Consider the following 19,992-nt stretch of genomic DNA (forward strand, 5'->3'; position numbering starts at 1 on the left):
GTGCGGGTAGCGCTCGGCCACTAAGATGGCCCGGTACGCCCGTACACAACGTCACAGCAAGGTACCCATGTCAACATCCCACGAGAAGGGAAACGATTCACCGGCCCCCTATTCGCCCGAGCACCTGGAGCAGTCGCGCGAGGAGTTCCACTTCGAGAACCTCACCGAGGCCGACGCCGACCAGATCCGCCTCAACCGCAGCGGCGACGCCCCCAACGGCACGTTCCTGTCGTGGGTGATCACGCTGTTCGGCACGGCGGTCGGCGCGGGCATCCTCTTCCTGCCCATCGACGCCGGCAGCTTCGGCTTCTGGCCGCTGGTCATCGCGACGCTCTTCATCGGCCCGCTGGTGTTCTTCTCCCACCGGACCTACGCGCGCATCGTCAGCGCCTCTCCGGAGAAAGGGCTGGACGTGCTGCAGGTGGTCACGGCCCTGACGGGCCGCAAGCGGGGCGTGTCAACGGCGGTGATCTACTGGCTGGCGATCTTCCCCACGGTGCTGATCTACGGCATCTCGATCACCAACACGATGGACAGCTTCATCGTCAACCAGCTCCACGGCCCGCAGCTGCCCCGGGCGGTGCTGGCCACCCTGTGCATCGGCGTGCTCACCGGCGCCTTCGCGCTGGGCAAAAAGGCGACGCTGTGGTTCGCGAACATCCTCGTCTACCCGCTGATCGTGGCCCTGGCCGCGGTGTCGCTCTACCTGGTGCCCAAGTGGGACTTGGCGGGCTTCCGCGCCTACGAGTCGCCGACCCCGCTGTGGCAGTCGCTGCTGCTCATCCTGCCGGTGCTGGTGTTCTCCTTCAGCCACATGGCGGCGGTGTCGCAGTTTGCTCTCGACGTCCAGAAGGCGCGCAAGGGGGACGTCGCCGCCACGGAGCGGCAGGTGTCGAAGATCGAGCTGATCACGGCGACGCTGCTGGTGGTGTTCACGATGTTCTTCGTGTGGTCCTGCACCCTCACGCTGGGCGCCGACGGGCTCGAGGAGGCCCGCGCCCAGAACATCCCGGTGCTGAGCTACTTCGCCAACGTCACGAACACGCCGTTCATGGCGATCATGACCCCGATCGTCGCGATCTGCGCCATCGCGTCCTCCTACTTCGGGCACATGCTCGGCGCGGAGGAGGGCACCGCCTACCTGATCCGCGTCGTCGCCCCCGAGACCGCGAAGCGGATCGACGACCGACTCCTCGACTACGCCGTCTACCTCTTCGTGTTCGTCACCGGGGTGGTCGTCGCCGGCATCAACCCGTCCATCCTGGACCTCATCTCGGTGGTCGGCGGGCTGTTCATGACCTTCCTCGTCTACCTCGTCCCCACGCTGCTGTTCCGCAAGGCCACGGCGTTCAGGCACTACGCCAACCGGCCGGACATACTCTTCGTGGGTGTGATGGGCGTGGTCATCATGGCCATCACTGTGTGGCAGATGCTGTAGCCGGGAGGCTGTAGCGGGCCCGGAATTTCGCCGCGCGCGCCGGGTTGGGGGTGAGCAGCGCGATGTGGACGGCCACACCGAGGGCGATGGCGGTGAGCATGACGGTGAACCAGAGCTCGCGCACGATGAGCATGGACACGGCCATCGACGTCCACATCAGCCCGATGATCTGTACCTTACGGGCCCGGCTGAGCTCGCCGACGTAATAGTCGGTGATGTACTCGCCGAAGACGGAGTGGTGCAGCAGCCTGTGCTCGAGGCGAGGCGAGCTGCGGGTGAAGAAGAACAGCGCGGTCAGCAGGAACGGGGTGGCGGGCAGGAGGGGCAGGAAGGCGCCGAGGGCGCCGAAGCCCGCGGCGACGAGCCCGGCGGCGAGGTAGAGGTAACGCATACTGGGCACCACGCTACACGCTCGCCGCGATTTAGGTAAGGCAAGCCTTGCCAAACCTCCGCCACGCAACGCGCCCGCTACCCTGGTCCGCATGAGCGAACGCTACGAGATCGACCACGACTGGCTGGCCCCCGACGATTCGCCCGCGACCGTGCGCCTCACGGTCACCGGGGCGCACGCGCGCCAGGCGGTCCTCGACTGGCTCGACGACCTGCCCGCCGACCCCCTCGGCACGCGCGGGCGCGGCGGCTGGATGGTCCAGGAGGTCACGTCCGCGCCGGAGGAGGTTGTCGTGGACATCACCTCCGGCGGCCAGGACGCCGCCGAGAGCCTCGAGGACGGCACCGACGAGGCGTTCGAGGTGCTCGACGCGCTGGGCTGCGAGCTGCGCTGGGAGCAGCGCCCCCGCGGCTAGGCGCGCTCGCGCAGAGAGCGGGCGTAGAGGTCGGCCGCGCGGATCGCCTGCACGACGTCGGTCGGGGTGTGCTCGCCCGGCATCTGCTTCAGCGTCTCCTCGCTGGAGCAGGCGAGTTCGGCGATCTTGTACAGGTCGTCGTCGGTGGCGTCGGCGAGGTGGATCTCCTCCAGGGTGGTCGGCAGGCCGACGGACTGGAGGAAGCCGAAGTAGCGGTCCGCCTCCTCGCGGGTGGCGCCGGTGAGCATGAGTTGCACGCCGATGCCGAAGGCCACCTTTTCGCCGTGGGACATGTGGTGAATGTCGCCGTCGAGGGCGGTGAAGCCGTTGTGGATCGCGTGGACGGCAGCCAGCCCGCCGTTCTCGAAGCCCAGGCCGGACAGCAGCGTGTTCGCCTCGCAGATGGCCTCGAGCGCCGGGGACACGATGTGCTCCTCGTTGTCCTTGAGGGCCTGGTGGGCGTAGGCGAAGAGCACCTCCTCACACTTCTCGGCCAGCGCCAGGCCGGCGAGGGTGGGGCGGGAGGAGTCGTCCATGCGGCGGCCGTTGGCGCGGTGGACTGAACGGGCCTCCACGAGGGTGGCGAGGGCGTCGCCAAGCCCGGAGCGAAGCGTGCGCACGGGCGCGTTGGCGATGACGCGGGTGTCCACCGCGACGAGGTCCGGGTTGCGGTCGTAGAAGAGGTAGGAGTCGAACACGCCCTCGTCGGTGTAGATCACGGAGACGCGGGCGGTCGGCGCGTCGGCGGAGACAGCGGTGGGGAAGATGGCCACGGGCAGGGAGAGCTTGTCGGCCACGGCGCGGGCGGTGTCGATGGTCTTGCCGCCGCCGAGGCCGATGATCACGTCGGTCTCGCCCGACTGCGCCTTGTCGGCGATGCGGCCGATCTCGTTCATCGAGGCCTCGCCGCCGAAGACCTCGTGGGTGGCCTCCATGCCGTCGCCGCGCAGGCTGTCCTGCAGCTTCTGGCCCGCGATGTCCCAGACGATCTCGTCGGCGATGATCAGCGGGGCCGAGCCGAGCGGTGCGATGTAGTGCGCGGCGCGGTCGATGAGGTCAATGCCCTGCACGTAGCGGGAGGGGCCGGTGTACATCTTGTCCTGGGTGTGAGAGGCAGTCATTGTCTTTCCTTTCGCTCGGAGGCTTCCTCTGTGGCCCACCATAGGCGCACAAAGACTTATATGAGATTCGCCCGTTTCACTATCCTGGGGGCATGGCCGACAACGAACAGTCCTCACCGTCCCTGCGCTCCTTCCGCAACAACCCGCACGATTTCTCGGCGGAGGCGGTCGGAGGCACCATCGCGGCCCACCCGGATGCGGAGTGGAACGCGGCGGGCTTCATCCACCAGGCCTCTCCGGTGGTCACCGACAGCGGCGAGCCCGCCGTCGCCGTGATCTCGGGCGGCGGCTCGGGCCACGAGCCCATGCACAGCGGCTTCATCGGCCGGGGCATGCTCGCCGCGGCGTGCCCCGGGCACCTGTTCACCTCCCCCAACGCCGTGCAGATTGCGGAGGCGACCGCGTGGGCGGACCAGGGCCGCGGCGTGCTGCACGTGGTGAAGAACTACACCGGCGACGTGATGAACTTCTCCGTCGCCTGCCGCATGACCCCGGAGGTGGAGACCGCCACCGTGGTGGTCAAAGAGGACATCGCCACCGAGCGCGACGACGAGGACGGCCCCGGCCGGCGCGGCACCGCCGCCACCATCCTCGTGGAGAAGGTCGCCGGCGCCGCCGCCCGCCGCGGAGACGACCTCGAGACGGTGCGGGAGAAGGCCCAGTGGGTCGCCGACAACTCCCGCAGCATGGCCGTGGCGCTCGCGCCGGGCTACCTGCCCACCTCGGGCCGCGACACCTTCGACCTGGACAGCGGCGACATGGAGGTCGGCGTGGGCATCCACGGCGAGCGTGGCGTGGCCCGCGAGAAGATCAAGTCGGCGCGCGACATCGTCGAGGCGATCCTGCCCGGCCTCGTCGAGGCGCTCGGGCTCACCGAGGGCGACGAGGTCGTCTGCCTGACCAACGGGCTCGGCGGCACCACCCTGCTCGAGATCCACCTCGTGTTCGGCGAGGTGCTCACCTGGCTCGCCGAGCGCGGCATCACCGTGCGCCGCAGCCTCAACGGCACCTTCGTCACCTCCGTCAACATGCACGGCGTGTCCGTGACGCTCACGCGCTGCACCGACGAGATCGCCGAGCTTCTCGACGCCCCCACGGCCGCCCCGGCCTGGCCCGCCGCCATCGGAACCGAGGCGACCTTTGCCCCGGCGGAGATGAGCTTCGCCGACAAGCTGCCGGAGACCGGCGAGGAGAACCCCTGGCTGACGGGCTTCATCGAGCGGGCCCAGGCGGGCGTGGACGACCTCACCGAGCTGGACCGCATTGCCGGCGACGGCGACTTCGGCGCCAATATCGACGCCGCCTTCGGCGACATCGAGCTGCCCCTGCGCGGCCGCGACGGCGACATCCTCGAGGGCCTCGCCCACCGCTGCCTCGTGCGCTCCGGGGGAACCTCGGGCGCCGTCTTCGGCACCCTGTTCACCGAGCTCTCCCACGCCGTGGAGGACCGCCTCACCACGGAGTCGCTCGCGGCCGGGCTGAGCAGCGCGTACGAGGCCATCCACGAGCTCGGCGGGGCGGAGTACGGTGACAAGACGATGGTGGACGCCCTCTACCCGGCTGCCCGCGCGCTGGCGGAGATCGACCCCGGCACCCCGCTCGAGGAGGCCATGGCCGCCGCCCGCGAGGCGGCCGTCGAGGGCGTGGCGCACACCCGCGAGATCTCGGCGAAGAAGGGCCGCGCCTCCTACCTCGGCGAGTCCACGAAGGACGTGCCGGACCCCGGCGCGATCGTGGTGACCTGGCTCCTCGGGTCCGAGGACCCGGTGGCCACCCACTACACTGTCTAAGCATGACTAACGCGACCGAGGGGCCCGCCTTCCGCTACACGGCGGGGCTGGCGAATGAGATCGAGCAGAAGTGGCAGCGCTACTGGGTGGACAACGGCACGTTCAACGCGCCGAACCCGGTGGGTGACCTCGCCACCGGTGAGGTGCTTCCGGAGGACAAGCTCAACGTCCAGGACATGTTCCCCTACCCCTCGGGTGCGGGCCTGCACGTGGGCCACCCGCTGGGCTACATCGCCACCGACGTCTACGCCCGCTACAACCGCATGCTGGGCAAGAACGTGCTGCACACCCTCGGTTACGACTCCTTCGGCCTGCCGGCGGAGCAGTACGCGATCCAGACGGGCACACACCCGCGGACGACGACGGAGGCGAACATCGCCAACATGACCCGCCAGCTCGACGCGCTGGGCCTGGGCCACGACCGCCGCCGCTCCGTGGCCACGACGGACCCGGAGTTCTACCGCTGGACGCAGTGGATCTTCCTGCAGATCTACAACGCCTGGTTCGACGAGGAGCAGCAGAAGGCCCGCCCGATCGAGGACCTGGTGCGCGACCTCATGACGGGCGCGCGGACCTGCAAGGACGGCCGCGAGTTCCTCTCTTTGACCACCGAGGAGAAGCACAAGGCGATCGACGAGTTCCGCCTGGTCTACCTCTCCGACTCCATGGTCAACTGGTGCCCCGGCCTGGGCACGGTGCTGGCCAACGAGGAGGTCACCGCGGACGGGCGCTCGGAGCGCGGCAACTACCCGGTCTTCCGCAAGCGCCTGCGCCAGTGGATGATGCGCATCACCGCCTACTCGGACCGCCTCCTCGAGGACCTGGAGCTTTTGGACTGGCCCGAGAAGGTCAAGTCCATGCAGCGCAACTGGATCGGCCGCTCCCGCGGCGCCCAGGTGGCGTTCGCCTCCCCCGAAGGCCCGATCGAGGTGTTCACCACCCGCCCGGACACGCTCTTCGGCGCGAGCTACATGGTGCTCGCCCCCGAGCACGAGCTTGTCGACGCCCTCACCGCCGACGCGTACGAAGGTGGCGTCGACAAGCGCTGGACATTTGGTGAGAACAGCCCGGCGGAGGCTGTGGCCGCCTACAGGCAGGCGATCGCGGCGAAGTCCGACGTGGAACGCCAGGAGAACAAAGACAAGACCGGTGTCTTCCTCGGCACGTACGCCACGAACCCCGTCAGCGGGGAGCAGGTGCCGGTGTTCATCGCCGACTACGTCCTGACCGGCTACGGCACCGGCGCCATCATGGCGGTGCCGGCCCACGACGAGCGCGACCACGAGTTCGCCAGCACATTCGGCCTGCCCATCCTGCCGGTGCTCGAGGGCGGGGACGTGACGGAGGAAGCGTTCACCGGCGACGGCGCCCACATCAACTCCGCCAACGACGACGGGCTGGACCTTAACGGCCTGGGCAAGGGCGAGGCGATCGAGAAGGCGATCGCCTGGCTGCAGGACAAGGGCGTCGGCGAGGAAAAGATCCAGTACAAGCTGCGCGACTGGCTGTTCGCCCGCCAGCGTTACTGGGGCGAGCCCTTCCCCATCGTCTACGACGAAAACGGCCAGGCGCACTCCCTGCCCGAGGAGATGCTCCCGGTGGAGCTGCCGCAGATCGAGGACTACAACCCCGTCTCCTTCGACCCGGACGACGCCGACTCCGAGCCCGCTCCCCCGCTGGCCAAGGCCACCGACTGGGTGGAGGTCGAGCTCGACCTGGGCCACGGCAAGCAGAAGTACCGCCGCGACACCAACGTCATGCCCCAGTGGGCCGGTTCCTCCTGGTACCAGCTGCGCTACATCGACCCGACGAACTCCGAGGAGTTCTGCAACATCGAGAACGAGCGCTACTGGACGGGCCCGCGCGGCGAGAACGACCCGGGCGGCGTGGACCTCTACGTCGGCGGCGTCGAGCACGCCGTGCTGCACCTGCTCTACTCCCGCTTCTGGCACAAGGTGCTTTATGACCTGGGCTTCGTCACCTCGCGCGAGCCCTACCGCCGCCTCTACAACCAGGGCTACATCCAGGCCTACGCCTACACCGACGCCCGCGGCGTGTACGTCCCGGCCGCCGAGGTGGAGGAGAAGGACGGCCGCTTCTTCTACAACGGAGAGGAGGTCAACCAGGAGTACGGCAAGATGGGCAAGTCGCTGAAGAACGCCGTCGCCCCCGACGACATCGCCCGCGACTTCGGCGCCGACACCCTGCGCGTCTACGAGATGGCGATGGGCCCGCTGGACACCTCCCGGCCGTGGGCGACGAAGGACGTCGTCGGTTCGCACCGCTTCCTCCAGCGCCTGTGGCGCCTGGTGGTCGACGAGGAGACCGGCGAGGTGCTCGCCCGCAACACTGAGCTGACCGAGGACGACGCCAAGCAGCTCCACCGCACCATCGCGGGTGTGCGCGAGGACTACGGCCACCTGCGCGACAACACCGTGGTGGCCAAGCTCATCGAGTACGTCAACTACCTCACCAAGACGTACCCGAACGAGGTGCCCCGCGCCGCGGTCGAGCCCCTGGTACAGATGGTCTCCCCGCTCGCCCCGCACATCGCGGAGGAGCTGTGGTCCAAGCTCGGCCACCCCGGCACGATCACCTTCGAGCCCTTCCCCACCTTCGACGAGGCACTGCTTGTCGACGACACCGTGGAGATCCCGGTGCAGATCAACGGCAAGGTCCGCGCCCGCGTCCGCGTCGCCGCCGACGCCTCGCGCGAGGACATGGAGGCGGCTGCTCTGTCCGATGGCCGCATCGCCGAGCTCATCGAGGGCAAGAACGTGGTCAAGGTCATCGCCGTGCCGGGCCGCATGGTCAACCTCGTGGTGAAGTAGTGCGCGCGGGTTCGCTGGCAGCCTACTGTTGCGTGGTCGTGGCCCTGACCATGCTCAAGTCCTTCTACCGGATCGGCTACCTGTGGGATCCGGCGAACCAGTCGCGCCGGGGGCTGTCCCTGGTCCCCCTCGGCGAGCTTTCCGACGCCCAGTCCCTCTTCGCTCCCCTCTTCGGCTACGGCGGCAACATCGCCTTCTTCGTCCCGGTGGGAGTTCTCGCCTACGTGGTGTTCGGGCGGGCCTGGAAAGCCGTCGCCTTCGGGGCGGCGCTCAGCCTGGCGATGGAGGCGGGCCAGTACGTCTTCGCCCTCGGGCTGACGGACATCGACGACCTGATCATGAACACGCTCGGGGCTGCGGTCGGGGTTGGCGTCGCGAAGCTGTTTGGCCCCAGGTTTCACCCGCTGTGGGTGGGCCTCGGCTACGCGGTCGCGCTTGTGTTCCTCGGACTGGCGCTCGCGGGCGAGCGGCTCGGCGACCCCGGCAGGGTAAAGAAGGTGTATTGAGCCGTATCGATCCGGTAACACGGCAGGAAGGACGGCGCGGCTTCTGCTAGCGTCGCGGGGGTCCATGCTGTCGCGAGAAAGTGTGATCTATGACTACTTCCTACAACGGGGGTGCCAACTACCCCAACGACGACTACGGAACAGGTGACTACGGCACGGGTGATTACAGCGCCGACGCCTTCGACGTGAACGCGAGCCACGGCGCCCTGCGCCACCACGGCACCACGCTTGTCGACGGCACCTACGGCGACGGCCAGCAGCTCCACCCCATCAACGACCCGGCGACGAACGGCTGGGTGCACCGCCGCGGCACCGGCAAGATGAACGCGGTGGAGGCGTGGGGCTTCGGCTTCAAGGCGACCTTTGCCAACTGGCAGGTCTGGATCACCTACGGCCTGCTCGCTACCGTGGGCATCTTCGCCCTGAGCTACGTCGTCCCGGTGGTGGGCAACCTGCTCTCCTTCGCGATGCTCTTCGTCTACCCGGTGATTTACTCCTTCGCCCTGATGAGCACCCTGGCCAAGCACTGGAAGTTCAACGGCCTCAACGCGCCGCGCTACGGGCTCTCCCTCGGCGTGCTCGTGGTGATCAGCCTCATTGCCATGCTCATCGGCGTCATCGTCCTGCTCATCGCGCTCGCCGTCTTCGGCCAGCCGATCATGGACACCGCCGGCACCCTCGACCAGGCTGCCCTGGAATCCGGCGACATCGAGGAGATGATGCCGCTGATCCTCTCCATGATGAAGGTCATCGGCCTGACCGGGCTGATCATGTTCTTCCTCGCGCCGTTCTTCGTTTTCCCGGTGTGGTACGCGGCGGACAACGCGGCGGACTTCGGCGGCTCCCTGAAGGAGGGCATCTCCGCCGGCGCGCGCAACTACGGCCAGCTGCTGCTGTTCTCGCTGATCGGCGTCGTTGTCACCGTCGTCGGCGCGCTCCTGTTCGGCCTCGGCCTCGTGGTGGTCGTCCCGGCCTCGACCCTGGCCCAGGCGTACGCCTACCGCCAGGTCTCCGGCGGCCCGGTTCCCGCGGAGGCCTAGAAGCAACTCCCACGGTGAGCAGGGCTCCGCCCACCTCATCCGCACTCTCAAGCTGCACAGTCCGGAAGGGCTCGTGCAGCTTTTTCGTATCCAGGGGCGCCACAAGCAGCGCGCAGAATGAACGGCAGGGTCTCAGTCCGGCACCACCCCGGGGACCGCAGCCATGCGGTGGACCGTGGGCTCGCTGGGGTGACAAGAAGCGTCTCGATTCTCCCGGGCTTGGGCACGCGTGACTCAGAAGCGATGCTGAGGGCACGCTCCCGGAGCAGGCGGCAGGAGCGCAGAGGTGACCGATTTCATAGGAACGCGCCAGTGAAGAGAACGTCTCATTCACTTAATGAGAGTGGCGTAAGCTGAGGGAAATCTGGCCGCCCTATAAACATATGCTCATCAGGCACAAAGATGAGTTTGGGTGAAACCTGTGCGAAAGGTGGGAGTGCCTTACGATCGGGGGGCAAACGGACGTCGGCCGGAACCATTGTTGAGGAATGCGAAGAAAAAGCCAAAAAGGTTTCTTTGAAATCTAATCGTTATACGATCTTTATGCTTTGCCACGGGACCCCCGTCGCCTAGGCCAAGCACTGCTTGGGCGGACCGGGAGAAGCGCAGGAAAGCGGTCCCCATCTCCTAGAAGAAACAAGTAGCAATGGATTCCATTATTTCTCCGAAGAGACACGATGACGAAACTTATGCGATTTTCGGAGTCGACGACGTGCCGCCGCCCCGCACGCTTGTTGACATTTTCTCAGCAACGGTTGAGGAATTCCCGGATGCTCTGGCGCTCGAAGGATCAAACGGGACACTCACTTACCGAGAACTAGCGGAACGCATTCATGCCGAAGTGGGGCGCCTCGCGCAGCTTGGCATCGGGAAAGGCGACCGGATCGGGATTCGGGTTCCGTCGGGCACCACCGACCTCTATGTTGCGATCCTCTCCACCATCTGTGCCGGAGCAGCCTATGTTCCCGTCGACTGGGATGACCCGGACAGCCGCGCCGAGACCGTGTGGGAGGAAGCGGACGTCGCCGCCGTCTACGGCGAAGACCTCTCCATAGGCACGCGGGGTGCACACAGGGATCCTGTGGCCGAGGCGGAACCGGAGCTCACGGACGATGCCTGGATCATTTTCACCTCGGGGTCGACAGGAAAACCCAAGGGAGTCGCGATCACCCACAGGTCCGCGGCGGCGCTTGTCGACGCCGAGTCGCGCATGTACCTTGTGGACCAGCCGCTTGGCCCCGGCGACCGTGTCATGGCGGGTCTTTCCGTTGCCTTCGACGCGTCCTGCGAAGAGATGTGGCTGGCCTGGCGCTACGGTGCGGCCCTCATCGCTGCGCCCCGCGAGATCGTTCGTTCCGCCGACGAGCTCGGCAAATGGATCACTGAGCAACGGATCACGGCCGTGTCAACGGTGCCGACGCTGGCCTCCTTCTGGCCGACGGAATCGCTGAGCGCCGTCCGGCTGCTCATCTTCGGCGGAGAGGCCCTGCCGAAGGGCCTGATCAACCGGTTGGCGGCGCCCGGCCGCGAGTTGTGGAACACGTACGGGCCGACCGAAACCACCGTCATCTGCTCCGGGCAGCTGATGCAGCCGTTGGGCGACGAGGATCCTGTCCGGATCGGACGGGCGACGCCGGGCTGGCAACTCGCCGTCGTCGACCCCGAGTCCGGGGAACCGGTCTGCTGGGGAGAAACCGGCGAGCTGATCGTCACGGGCGTCGGTCTCGGCCGCTACCTCGACGCGGCGAAGGACGCGGAAGCTTATGCGTCTCTGCCAGCCCTGGGCTGGGAGCGAGCGTACCGGACGGGTGACCTGGTCGTCGCCGAGCGAGAGGGCCTGATCTTTTCCGGCAGAACCGATGACCAGATCAAGTTCGGCGGGCGACGCATGGAGCTCGGCGAGATTGACCGCGCCCTGGCCAGCACTCCCGGCGTGTCCGCCGCCGCCGCTGCCAAGCAGAAAACGGTGGCCGGTTCCGACGTCATTGTCGGCTACATCGTCGCAGAAGGTCCGCTCGAGCTTGCCGACGTCCGCAGTCACCTTTCCACAGTCCTTCCCGGTGGCATCGCACCGACGCTGTGCGTCGTCGATGAACTGCCGATGAAGACATCGGGCAAGGTCGACCGCAAAGCCCTCCCGTGGCCACTGCCGGATTCAGGCGAGTCCCTCGCCGCCCTCCCCGAGGACCTGCACTGGCTCGCCGGAAAATGGGCCGACCAGCTTGGACCGATCCCGTTCGAGCCGGAGTCCAACTTCTTCGAGCTGGGAGGATCCTCGGTGGCGATCGCCAAGCTTGCGGTAGAGCTGCGAGCCTCCCACCCGGCGTTGGACATCGGCGCGCTGTACGATAACCCGACGCTCGCCGCGATGGCCGAGTATGTGGACACACTCACCGAGGAACGGGCGCACCGCCCGACTCCCGCGAAAATCCCCTGGTGGTCCGGTATCTTCCAGTTCCTCACCGTGTGCGGCATCTATGTCGTGAACGCAGCGCGCTACATTGTCGGCTCACTTCTGGTTGTGTGGGCGCTCGGGTTCTTCTTCGACGCGGGCTGGGTCCCGGCTGTGCCGTTCTGGCCACTGCTGGCCGGCTGGTTCCTTCTCTTTTCCGTGCCGGGCAAGATCTTCCAGGCGACACTCGTGGTGCGTCTCCTGACTGCAGGTGTCCGCCCGGGCCAGTATCTGCGCGGAGGGTGGACGCACCTGCGGGTGTGGGCGGCCGAGCGGTATGTGACGTATCTCCGGCTCGAATCCGTGCTCGGCACCCCGACGACGCCCTTGCTTTACAGATTGTTCGGCTGCCGGGTGGGACGCGATGCGGAGCTAGCGACGATGCCGCCCGTCACTGGCCTGGCGACGATCGGTGAAAGGGCCGCGCTGGAGCAGGAAGTGGACATCAACGGCCACTGGATTGACGGCGACACGTTCCACGTGGGCCACATCCTCGTCGGCGACCGGGTGCGTATCGGACTGAGGACCTTCGTTTCTCCGGGGGCGCGCATCGGTGATGACGCGGAAATCCTCCCCGGCTCGTGCGTGACGGGCAGCATCCCCAACGGACAGCGCTTCGGCGGTTCACCGCTCGTGCATCGCGGCGAGGCAGGCACGACCTGGCCCTGTGAAACACCGGAAGCGGCGACAGCAGCAGGAAGCGTGAACGCCCTCGGGTCCTTCCAGTTCAAGTCTCTCTTCCTGGTCGGGCGGGCCTGGGGCACCCTGTTACCCGTCTTGGCCCTCCTGCCGGGCATCGCAATTGTCCTGCCGCGCGTCATCGCCCGCTCGCGGTACCAGGAAGTCTTCCCCATTCTTGCTGCGTGGGTTCCGCTGTTCAGCGTCCTGACGGTGGTGACGTGGCTCACCCTGGTCATCCTCACGGTCCGCTTCTGCGCCACGCTCATCCGGCCGGGTTATTTCCCCACGCAATCATCGACGGGGTGGGCAGTGTGGATGACTCACACGATGCTGCAAAAGACCCTCACCTCAACGTATTTCATGTACGCGGGAGGGATGACCCCTGCGTTCCTCAGGCTGTTGGGTGCCCGGGTGGGCAATGACACGGAAATCTCGACAGTAGAGACGATCCCCCACCTCACCTCGATCGGTGATCGATGCTTTCTGGCGGATCACTCTCTCTGCGCTGCCGCCCGTTTCCGCGGCGGGTGGGTCCACCTGGGTACAACGGTGATCGGCGACGGTTCCTTCGTCGGCAATTCCGGAATCGTGGGACCAGATCACGACCTGCCGGAAGACTCCCTCATCGCAGTTTTGTCCTCGACCCCGGAGCGCCCCGGAAAAGGGACGTCGTGGCTCGGGCGATCCACGCGGCAGATCCCCCGCACCCATGTCGACGCCGACATCAGGCACACGTTCAATCCGCCGAGCTACCTCCAGCTTGCGCGCGCCTTCGTCGAAGCTCTCCGCCTTGTCCCCGTTATCATCGTCGCCTACCTCGACCTCTTCATCGTCTGGGCCGGCACGACCGTCTACATGCGCCACGGTCTCGGCTGGAGCGGGATGAAAGCCGTGTTCCTCTGGTCGTTCCCCATCGTTCTCGCGGCGGGCATCATCGCCAGCCTGATCCCGATCCTTCTGAAATGGCTCATCATTGGGCGTTTCAAGGCAGGAAACCACACCCTGTTCTCCACCTTCGTGTGGCGCGGGGAACTCGTGGACAACTTCACGGAACTGCTCGCAGTGCCTTCGCTCATCCGTATGTCCCTCGGTTCGCCGATGTATAACCTGTGGGCCCGGATGATGGGAACATCGATCGGGCGGAGCGTCTGGTGTGAGACATGGTGGCTGCCTGAATTCGATCTGATCAAAATCGCAGACCGGGCCACGATCAACCGCGGCACCGTGATGCAGACGCACCTCTTCCATGACAGAGTCATGGCCCTCGAACCGGTCACTGCGGAAGCTGGAGCCACACTCGGCCCGAACAGTTTCATGCTCCCCGGCTCCTCCCTCGGCGAAAGGACAACGGTGCACCCGGGCTCGCTCGTCCTGCGGCAGGACGCGATCCCCGCAGACACCGTGTGGTCCGGAAACCCGGTTGCCTACGTGAACAACCCGCCCCGCCGAGTTCCAGTGAAAGGATAAAAATGGAATCGCCCACATCTGGCCCGCACATCGAGACAACCAGGCCCGCCCCGGGCCCGGCAGGCGTCCGCCCCATCTGGGACGGCGAGAAGGCCGCGCCGCCGCCGGTGTACACACCGCCGCCGGAACCGACCGCTTCGCAGTGGAGCAAGGACCTCGCATTCGGTCCGGCACGCAATCCGAAGCGGATCACTGGTTTGGACGCCGCGCGCGGCTGTGCGCTGCTCGGCATGATTGCCGTCCACGTGCTGCCGCCGTACAACGAGTACACGGGACGCCCCACTTTCGTGTGGCAAATGGTCGCCGGGCACGCCGCAGCGCTTTTCGCGGTGCTCGCCGGCGTCACTGTCGCACTCGTCACGGGCTCCAACAACCCCTATTCCGGGCGTAAGATGCGGCGGGCGCGGGTGTCGCTCGCCGCGCGCGCGGTGCTGATCCTTCTCATCGGCCTGGCCATCGACGAACTGGCGTTTCCGGTTTATGACATTCTCCCCTATTACGGGTTGATGTTCCTCGCGGCCATCCCGCTGACGGGTGCGCGCATCCGCACCCTGCTCGCGTGGGCAGCCGCCTTCATCGTGTTCGGCCCTGTGGCAGTGTTTTTCACCAACGCGAGGATCGACTACACGACGACGTACAACCCGAATTTCACTTCGTTGTTCTCCATGCCGGCGGACACCCTGCTGACCTTGCTGGTCGGCGGGACTTACCCTCTGGTCACCTGGATGAGCTACCTGTGCGTCGGGATCGCAATTGGGCGCCTGAACCTGCGGTGGCTGCTGACACACGTTCGGCTCATCGTCTTCGGTGCGGGACTCGCATTCCTCGGCTCCTTCCTCTCAACGATTCTCATCGACTACCTCGGGGGGTTCGCGGAACTGTACTACTACACCGACGGGTTCGAGGCCGAGGACATTGTCGACGTCCTCGATTACGGCCCGGACGGCCACCTGCCCACCGACACTCTGTGGTGGCTGGCCGTAAACGGCCCGCACACGGACACCACCGCGGACCTGCTCACGTCGATAGGTTTGGCGATGTTCGCCATCGGCGCCCTCCTGGTGGTGACGAGGATGCTCAATGACCTGCTCTACCCGTTGATCGCCGCAGGGTCGATGACGTTGACGCTGTACGTGGCGCACCTGATCGTCTACTCCGCCTTTGCGGACTCGGTAGATACCTACCCTGTCACCTGGTTTTTCGCGCAGGTGATCGTGGCTGTCATGTTTGCCAGCGCCTGGCAGCTGGCGCGGGGAAGGGGCCCGCTGGAGGCTCTCGTCTCGAGGTTCTGCAAGCGTGCCGGCTACGTGTTCGTTCCGGAACCGCCGGAGCCGGTCGTCGTAAAGCAGGAAGCGGACCAGTAAGCCGTGTTCGTGAAAAGGAAAAATACCAAAGGAGTGATGTACCCATGAACACATGTCCGTCACGCCGATCCACGGCGCGATCGCTGGGAACCGTCGGCCTGGCTCTGGCGGTGGTGCTCAGCACGACAGCGTGCGGTGAGGTCGAAACCGAGGGGTTCCGGCCCAAGCCTTCGACGCTCGCCCTGACGAAAAAGACCGAACCGGACGAGGTTGAAGACTTCGATGCCCTCAGCGAAAGCGAAGAACCTTCCGATGCTCCCCAAATTGAGCAGAGTCCTCCCCCGCCGGTGGTTCCCCTGCCCACCTTTTTGTACCCCAACGGCTTTGAAGTGGCCCTCACTGCCCCGGGGACGGTCATCCCGTTCGGTGAACCCGCCACAGTAGCGACCTCAGACACTGAAGGCCGCCTGCTCGTCTGGTCGATCGTCGCGCATGACGGGGTTTTTGTGCCGCGCGAGAATGTGGAGCTTCTCGAACCAGAGCGCGCCGTCAACGTCAGCCACTTCTTCTGCTACGCCTACGACATCACGTTCCTGGGGGCAGTGTCGAAGCCCATTTACGACCCCATGGTTCTGAAAGGGGTGCCCGACGTCGTGAACACTGCGGTCACTCCGCCCACAATGGTGCCCGCGAATTTCGATGGAGCGGTAGCGAAGTCCCTCGTCGGCGGGGCGGACAACGCCTGCGGCATTCCGGACATATCGAAGCTTCCGACCACCGAGAGCATGCTGGAAGTGGGTTACCCCTACGCACGGGGCGCTGTCGGAGTGGTGGATACAGGGGCGGCCCCGGAAGATACCGCGTCGAGCGTGAGCTACGAGTTTGACGAAGGAATCCCGGGTGTCACCGAAGCGCCGCTCAAACCTGCACCGATCCGATGGAACTGATCTCATGACGACCGTACATAAAAAGCACACGGTGACCATGTGGACGTTGGTGTCGCTGATTATCGGCTCGACGATCGGGTCGGGCATTTTCGCGTTGCCGCAGAACATCGCCTCGGTGGCCAGCCCGGGCGCGATGCTCGTCGGCTGGGTGATCGCGGGTGTGGGCATGCTCTCCATTGCGTTCGTCTTCCAGGTGCTGGCCCGGCGTGAGCCGCACCTGGATTCGGGTGTGTATTCCTACGTGCGCGCCGGTTTGGGTGACTTCATCGGTTTCACCTCGGGGTGGGGCTACTGGCTGGGCTCGGTGATGGCGCAGGTGGGTTATGCCACCCTGTTTTTCCGCACGTTGGGCTACTACGTTCCGGTGCTGCACAACCAGTGGGTGCTGGCGGTGGCGGTGTCGATGCTGACGTGGCTGATCTTCGCCGGGCTGTCGCGCGGGATCCGGCAGGCGGCGGTGATGAACCTGGTCACCACGATCGCCAAGCTCGTCCCGATCATCAGCTTCATCGTGCTGGTGGCGTTCCTCGGCTTCTCCTGGGACAGGTTCACTCTGGACTTCTGGGGGGAGAACTCCGGTATCGCGTTGAGCCAGCAGCTGCAGGGCATCATGTTGTTTACGGTGTGGGTGTTCATCGGTATCGAGGGTGCCTCGGTGTACTCGAAGCAGTCGAAGACGCGCCGCGACGTCGGCCGCGCCACCGTGGTCGGTTTCCTGTCGGTGCTGTTTCTTCTGGTGGCGGTGTCCACCCTGTCCTACGGTGTGCTGACCCGGGAGGAGCTCGCGGGGCTGCCGGAGAACTCGATGGGCGCGGTGCTCGAGGCCGTGGTCGGCCCGTGGGGCGGGGCGTTTATCTCGCTGGGGTTGTGTTTGTCGGTNGTGTCCACCCTGTCCTACGGTGTGCTGACCCGGGAGGAGCTCGCGGGGCTGCCGGAGAACTCGATGGGCGCGGTGCTCGAGGCCGTGGTCGGCCCGTGGGGCGGGGCGTTTATCTCGCTGGGGTTGTGTTTGTCGGTGCTGGGCGCGTACGTCTCGTGGCAGATGCTGTGCGCGGAGCCGCTGGTGATGATGGCGGGCGACGGCCTGCTGCCGAAGAGGCTGGCGGCGACGAACGACCTGGGCGCGCCGTGGCTGGCGCAGCTGGTGTCCACCGTGGTGATCCAGGTGTTCGTGATCATCTTCTTCGCCTCGGAGGCCTCCTACAACGCGATGGTGCAGCTGGCCACCATCATGTACCTGCTGCCGTATATTTTCTCGGCGCTGTACCTGATGATCCTGGCGGCCCGCGCGGCGCGGCGCCGTAACTTTGAGATGGCCACCGCCTCCGAGAACCGCCGCCACTTCGTGCTGGGCGCGCTCGCGTTCGTGTACTCGGTGTGGCTGATCTACGCCGCGGACCCGGTCTACGTGCTGCTCGGCGCGCTGGCGGTGGTGCCCGGCCTAGTGCCCTACATCTGGACGCGGCGGGCAAACCGCGAGCGCTTCTTCAACGCCTTCGAATGGGTGATCGTCGCGGTGGTCATCGTCGGGGCGGTCTTCGCCGTCGCCGGGATCACCAACGGCACACTCACCCTCAGTTAATTCTGCGGCGGTACCGTTAGACTGGGGCACCATGCAGGAGTCGCAGCGCGGGTGGTTCACGGAGCGGGTCTTCCCCGACGGGGAGGAGCCGGACCCGCGCTTCACCCTCGCCAACGAGCGCACCTTCCTCGCCTGGACGCGCACCTCCCTGGCCTTTCTGGCGGGAGGAATCGCGCTGGAGGCGCTGGCGGTGCCGGGGATTAACCCGGAGCTGCGCACCACGGCGGCCGCGGTGGTGATCCTCATGTCAATGGCCATCTCCCTGGGCGCCGCGATCCGCTGGGTGCGCATCGAGCGCGCCATGCGCCGCTCGAAGCCGCTGCCCGCCCCGGCCATCGCGCCGCTGCTGGGGGCCGGGATCTTCATCGCCGCGGCCGTCGTCTTCCTGGGGCTGCTCTAGGTGCCGCGCCGCTGCCCCATCCCCGTCGCGGACGCCGGGCTGCAGCCCGAGCGCACGGCCCTGGCGTGGACGCGCACGGCGCTGGCCATGATGGTCGGCTCGATGACGCTGCTGCGCTGGTCCGAGGCTTACCCGGCGCTCGTGACGGCCGCGATCGTGCTGCTGGGCGCGCTGGGCCTGAGCATCATCGTGCTCAACCGGCCGATCTACCGCTCGCAGGCGGAGGCGCTGAGCGAGGAGGACGCCCCGCCGAACACCGCGCCGGTCTTCCTCACCACGGCGATGATGCTGGTGCTGGGCGGGATCGGCTTAGCGCTGCTCGTGGGCGTCGCCTAGCATCAGCGCGAGGAACATCCCCCCGCTCGGCGTGAGCTGCCCGTCGGGCTCGAGCACGCCGAGCGCGAGCATGAGGTCGGCCGCAGCCTGCTCGTCGCGCGGCGGCTGGGTCGGCGTGGCGTGCGGGATGCCGAAGAGGCGCCCCAGCCAGTTCAGGGTCGCCCGCCACTCCTCAGCGCCGAGGACTGTCGCGAAGCCGGCTCGCACCTCCTCGAGCACGGCCTCCAGGCCGGCCGGGTCGTGGAGGAAGTCCTCGCCGCGCGGGGTGAGGCTCAGCCATCCGGCGGACTCGTCCAGAAGGCCCGCCTCGGTGAGGACGCGGCGGATGACGCGGATCTGCGGCACCGAGGATTCGCGAGTGTGCGGGGAGGGCGTGCCGAGGCCCAGCTCGGTGGCGATGGTCGCCACGTGGGCGGGGGGCAGCGCGCCTGTCGACGTCAGCTTGAGGCGCTTCCGGGGCTGCACCAAGACCTCCAGGAGGACCACGGCGAAGCTCTCGTGGACGGCGTCGGTGTCGTCGGGAAGCGGGGCGCCGAGGGCGTCCTCGAAGAACTCCGCCATCGCCGCGATGAGGGTGGGGTTGCGCTCCGGGGAGGGGTCGTATGAGAGGATCTCGCGCAGGTCGGGCCGGGTGTCCAGGAAGTCCTCGAACTCGGCGGCGAACTGGGGGGTGCGCGGGTCGGCCTGCGCCGCGTCGGCGGTGTCGAGGAAGAGGTCCTCGGCGACGAAGCTGATCCGCTCGCTCACCGTCACCTGGTCGGCCTGGGCCAGGCGCTGCAGGAGCCGCTCGGGGCTCATCACCGGCAGGAAGCTGAGCAACAGGGGGGCGACGTCCATCTGCGGGTCCAACCCGGCGGTGATGCGGCGGGCCTCCGCGTGGAAGCGCGTCATCATCGCCGGGCCGTTGCAGGCTTCGACGACGTCGGGGCCGAGGGCGTCGACAAGCAGGGGCGTCGGGCCGTCGAGCCGGGAGGAGCCGAGGACCTCGACGTGGATGTTCCAGTCGGCGCTCGGGTCGTAGACGTAGGTGACCTGCTTGATCTGCGAGACGGCGACCTGCTCCTCGGCGCGCTCGCCCGGGCCGGGGGTGGCGGAGAGCACCTCGCGGGGCGCCCCCTCGCGCCCCTGGCCCATGTAGAGGTGGCTCGCGGCGCCCGAAAAGCCGAACGCGGCGTCAATGACCTGCGAGAGCTCCCCCAAGTGCATCGAATCCTCCACGTTGACCAGCCGAGACATCAGGGGCTCCGATTTTTCGACTGTCATCAGAAGCGAGACGATCATGCACTACACA

The 19,992-nt window shown here is 66.8% G+C and carries 15 protein-coding genes; 12 read left to right on the top strand and 3 right to left on the bottom strand.

What is annotated here, in order from left to right; genetic code table 11:
• Positions 1-67 precede the first annotated feature (67 nt).
• Positions 68-1,438: an amino acid permease gene (locus tag DYZ02_RS07170; protein WP_115685625.1), complete on the top strand. Its 1,371-nt coding sequence runs from the start codon at positions 68-70 to the stop codon at positions 1,436-1,438.
• Here DYZ02_RS07170 and DYZ02_RS07175 read toward each other — a convergent pair.
• Positions 1,416-1,829 carry a YbaN family protein gene (locus tag DYZ02_RS07175; RefSeq protein WP_115685626.1) on the bottom strand — a complete coding sequence of 138 codons (414 nt, stop codon included), beginning with the start codon at positions 1,827-1,829 and terminating at the stop codon, positions 1,416-1,418. The genes DYZ02_RS07170 and DYZ02_RS07175 overlap by 23 nt on opposite strands.
• A gap of 91 nt (positions 1,830-1,920) precedes the next feature.
• On the opposite strand from DYZ02_RS07175, the gene DYZ02_RS07180 reads away from it, so the two are divergent.
• The gene (locus DYZ02_RS07180; protein ID WP_115685627.1) at positions 1,921-2,244 is read left to right on the top strand and encodes a hypothetical protein; all 324 of its coding nucleotides are present in this window, start codon (positions 1,921-1,923) and stop codon (positions 2,242-2,244) included.
• Here DYZ02_RS07180 and DYZ02_RS07185 read toward each other — a convergent pair.
• Positions 2,241-3,365: a glycerol dehydrogenase gene (locus DYZ02_RS07185; RefSeq protein ID WP_115685628.1), complete on the bottom strand. Its 1,125-nt coding sequence runs from the start codon at positions 3,363-3,365 to the stop codon at positions 2,241-2,243. The two genes, DYZ02_RS07180 and DYZ02_RS07185, sit on opposite strands and share 4 nt — an antisense overlap.
• Before the next feature lie 92 nt (positions 3,366-3,457).
• Here DYZ02_RS07185 and DYZ02_RS07190 point away from each other — a divergent pair, with 92 nt between their 5' ends.
• The 10 genes from DYZ02_RS07190 to DYZ02_RS07235 all read left to right on the top strand — a co-directional run bounded on the left by DYZ02_RS07190 (position 3,458) and on the right by DYZ02_RS07235 (position 18,701).
• Complete coding sequence (locus DYZ02_RS07190; RefSeq protein ID WP_115685629.1) at positions 3,458-5,155, top strand: dihydroxyacetone kinase family protein; 1,698 nt, start codon at positions 3,458-3,460, stop codon at positions 5,153-5,155.
• A gap of 2 nt (positions 5,156-5,157) precedes the next feature.
• Positions 5,158-7,986: a leucine--tRNA ligase gene (gene leuS / locus DYZ02_RS07195; RefSeq protein ID WP_115685630.1), complete on the top strand. Its 2,829-nt coding sequence runs from the start codon at positions 5,158-5,160 to the stop codon at positions 7,984-7,986.
• The gene (locus tag DYZ02_RS07200; RefSeq protein WP_115685631.1) at positions 7,986-8,492 is read left to right on the top strand and encodes a VanZ family protein; all 507 of its coding nucleotides are present in this window, start codon (positions 7,986-7,988) and stop codon (positions 8,490-8,492) included. Before leuS ends, DYZ02_RS07200 begins: the two co-directional genes overlap by 1 nt.
• An 89-nt stretch (positions 8,493-8,581) precedes the next feature.
• The gene (locus DYZ02_RS07205) at positions 8,582-9,532 is read left to right on the top strand and encodes a DUF2189 domain-containing protein (RefSeq protein WP_115685632.1); all 951 of its coding nucleotides are present in this window, start codon (positions 8,582-8,584) and stop codon (positions 9,530-9,532) included.
• A gap of 655 nt (positions 9,533-10,187) precedes the next feature.
• Positions 10,188-14,132, top strand: a complete 3,945-nt coding sequence (locus DYZ02_RS07210; RefSeq protein WP_425451041.1) for a Pls/PosA family non-ribosomal peptide synthetase — start codon at positions 10,188-10,190, stop codon at positions 14,130-14,132.
• A gap of 2 nt (positions 14,133-14,134) precedes the next feature.
• Positions 14,135-15,496, top strand: coding sequence for a DUF418 domain-containing protein (locus DYZ02_RS07215; protein ID WP_115685634.1), 1,362 nt, complete (start codon positions 14,135-14,137; stop codon positions 15,494-15,496).
• A 44-nt stretch (positions 15,497-15,540) separates the two neighbouring features.
• Complete coding sequence (locus tag DYZ02_RS07220; protein ID WP_115685635.1) at positions 15,541-16,383, top strand: hypothetical protein; 843 nt, start codon at positions 15,541-15,543, stop codon at positions 16,381-16,383.
• A 4-nt stretch (positions 16,384-16,387) separates the two neighbouring features.
• Positions 16,388-17,965, top strand: a complete 1,578-nt coding sequence (locus DYZ02_RS11370; protein ID WP_181896919.1) for an amino acid permease — start codon at positions 16,388-16,390, stop codon at positions 17,963-17,965.
• A 31-nt stretch (positions 17,966-17,996) separates the two neighbouring features.
• Positions 17,997-18,365 (top strand): YidH family protein, encoded by a 369-nt coding sequence (locus tag DYZ02_RS07230; protein WP_115685636.1) that lies wholly within the window; start codon positions 17,997-17,999, stop codon positions 18,363-18,365.
• Positions 18,366-18,701, top strand: a complete 336-nt coding sequence (locus DYZ02_RS07235; RefSeq protein ID WP_181896920.1) for a DUF202 domain-containing protein — start codon at positions 18,366-18,368, stop codon at positions 18,699-18,701. It begins immediately after the preceding gene.
• On the opposite strand, the gene DYZ02_RS07240 is transcribed toward DYZ02_RS07235, so the two are convergent.
• Positions 18,675-19,982 (bottom strand): IS1096 element passenger TnpR family protein, encoded by a 1,308-nt coding sequence (locus DYZ02_RS07240; protein WP_115685637.1) that lies wholly within the window; start codon positions 19,980-19,982, stop codon positions 18,675-18,677. The genes DYZ02_RS07235 and DYZ02_RS07240 overlap by 27 nt on opposite strands.
• Between the last annotated feature and the right edge of the window lie 10 nt (positions 19,983-19,992).

Source organism: Corynebacterium senegalense (assembly GCF_900411315.1).
GTDB classification, from domain to species: Bacteria; Actinomycetota; Actinomycetes; order Mycobacteriales; family Mycobacteriaceae; genus Corynebacterium; species Corynebacterium senegalense.

Bases quoted from the DNA above. Each gene is read 5' to 3' on its own strand.
- leuS (WP_115685630.1), top strand. From the start codon at position 5,158: ATGACTAACGCGACCGAGGGGCCCGCCTTCCGCTACACGGCGGGGCTG.
- DYZ02_RS07180 (WP_115685627.1), top strand. From the start codon at position 1,921: ATGAGCGAACGCTACGAGATCGACCACGACTGGCTGGCCCCCGACGAT.
- DYZ02_RS07215 (WP_115685634.1), top strand. From the start codon at position 14,135: ATGGAATCGCCCACATCTGGCCCGCACATCGAGACAACCAGGCCCGCC.
- DYZ02_RS07175 (WP_115685626.1), bottom strand. From the start codon at position 1,829: ATGCGTTACCTCTACCTCGCCGCCGGGCTCGTCGCCGCGGGCTTCGGC.
- DYZ02_RS07230 (WP_115685636.1), top strand. From the start codon at position 17,997: ATGCAGGAGTCGCAGCGCGGGTGGTTCACGGAGCGGGTCTTCCCCGAC.
- DYZ02_RS07185 (WP_115685628.1), bottom strand. From the start codon at position 3,365: ATGACTGCCTCTCACACCCAGGACAAGATGTACACCGGCCCCTCCCGC.
- DYZ02_RS07170 (WP_115685625.1), top strand. From the start codon at position 68: ATGTCAACATCCCACGAGAAGGGAAACGATTCACCGGCCCCCTATTCG.
- DYZ02_RS07240 (WP_115685637.1), bottom strand. From the start codon at position 19,982: ATGATCGTCTCGCTTCTGATGACAGTCGAAAAATCGGAGCCCCTGATG.
- DYZ02_RS07220 (WP_115685635.1), top strand. From the start codon at position 15,541: ATGAACACATGTCCGTCACGCCGATCCACGGCGCGATCGCTGGGAACC.
- DYZ02_RS07205 (WP_115685632.1), top strand. From the start codon at position 8,582: ATGACTACTTCCTACAACGGGGGTGCCAACTACCCCAACGACGACTAC.
- DYZ02_RS07190 (WP_115685629.1), top strand. From the start codon at position 3,458: ATGGCCGACAACGAACAGTCCTCACCGTCCCTGCGCTCCTTCCGCAAC.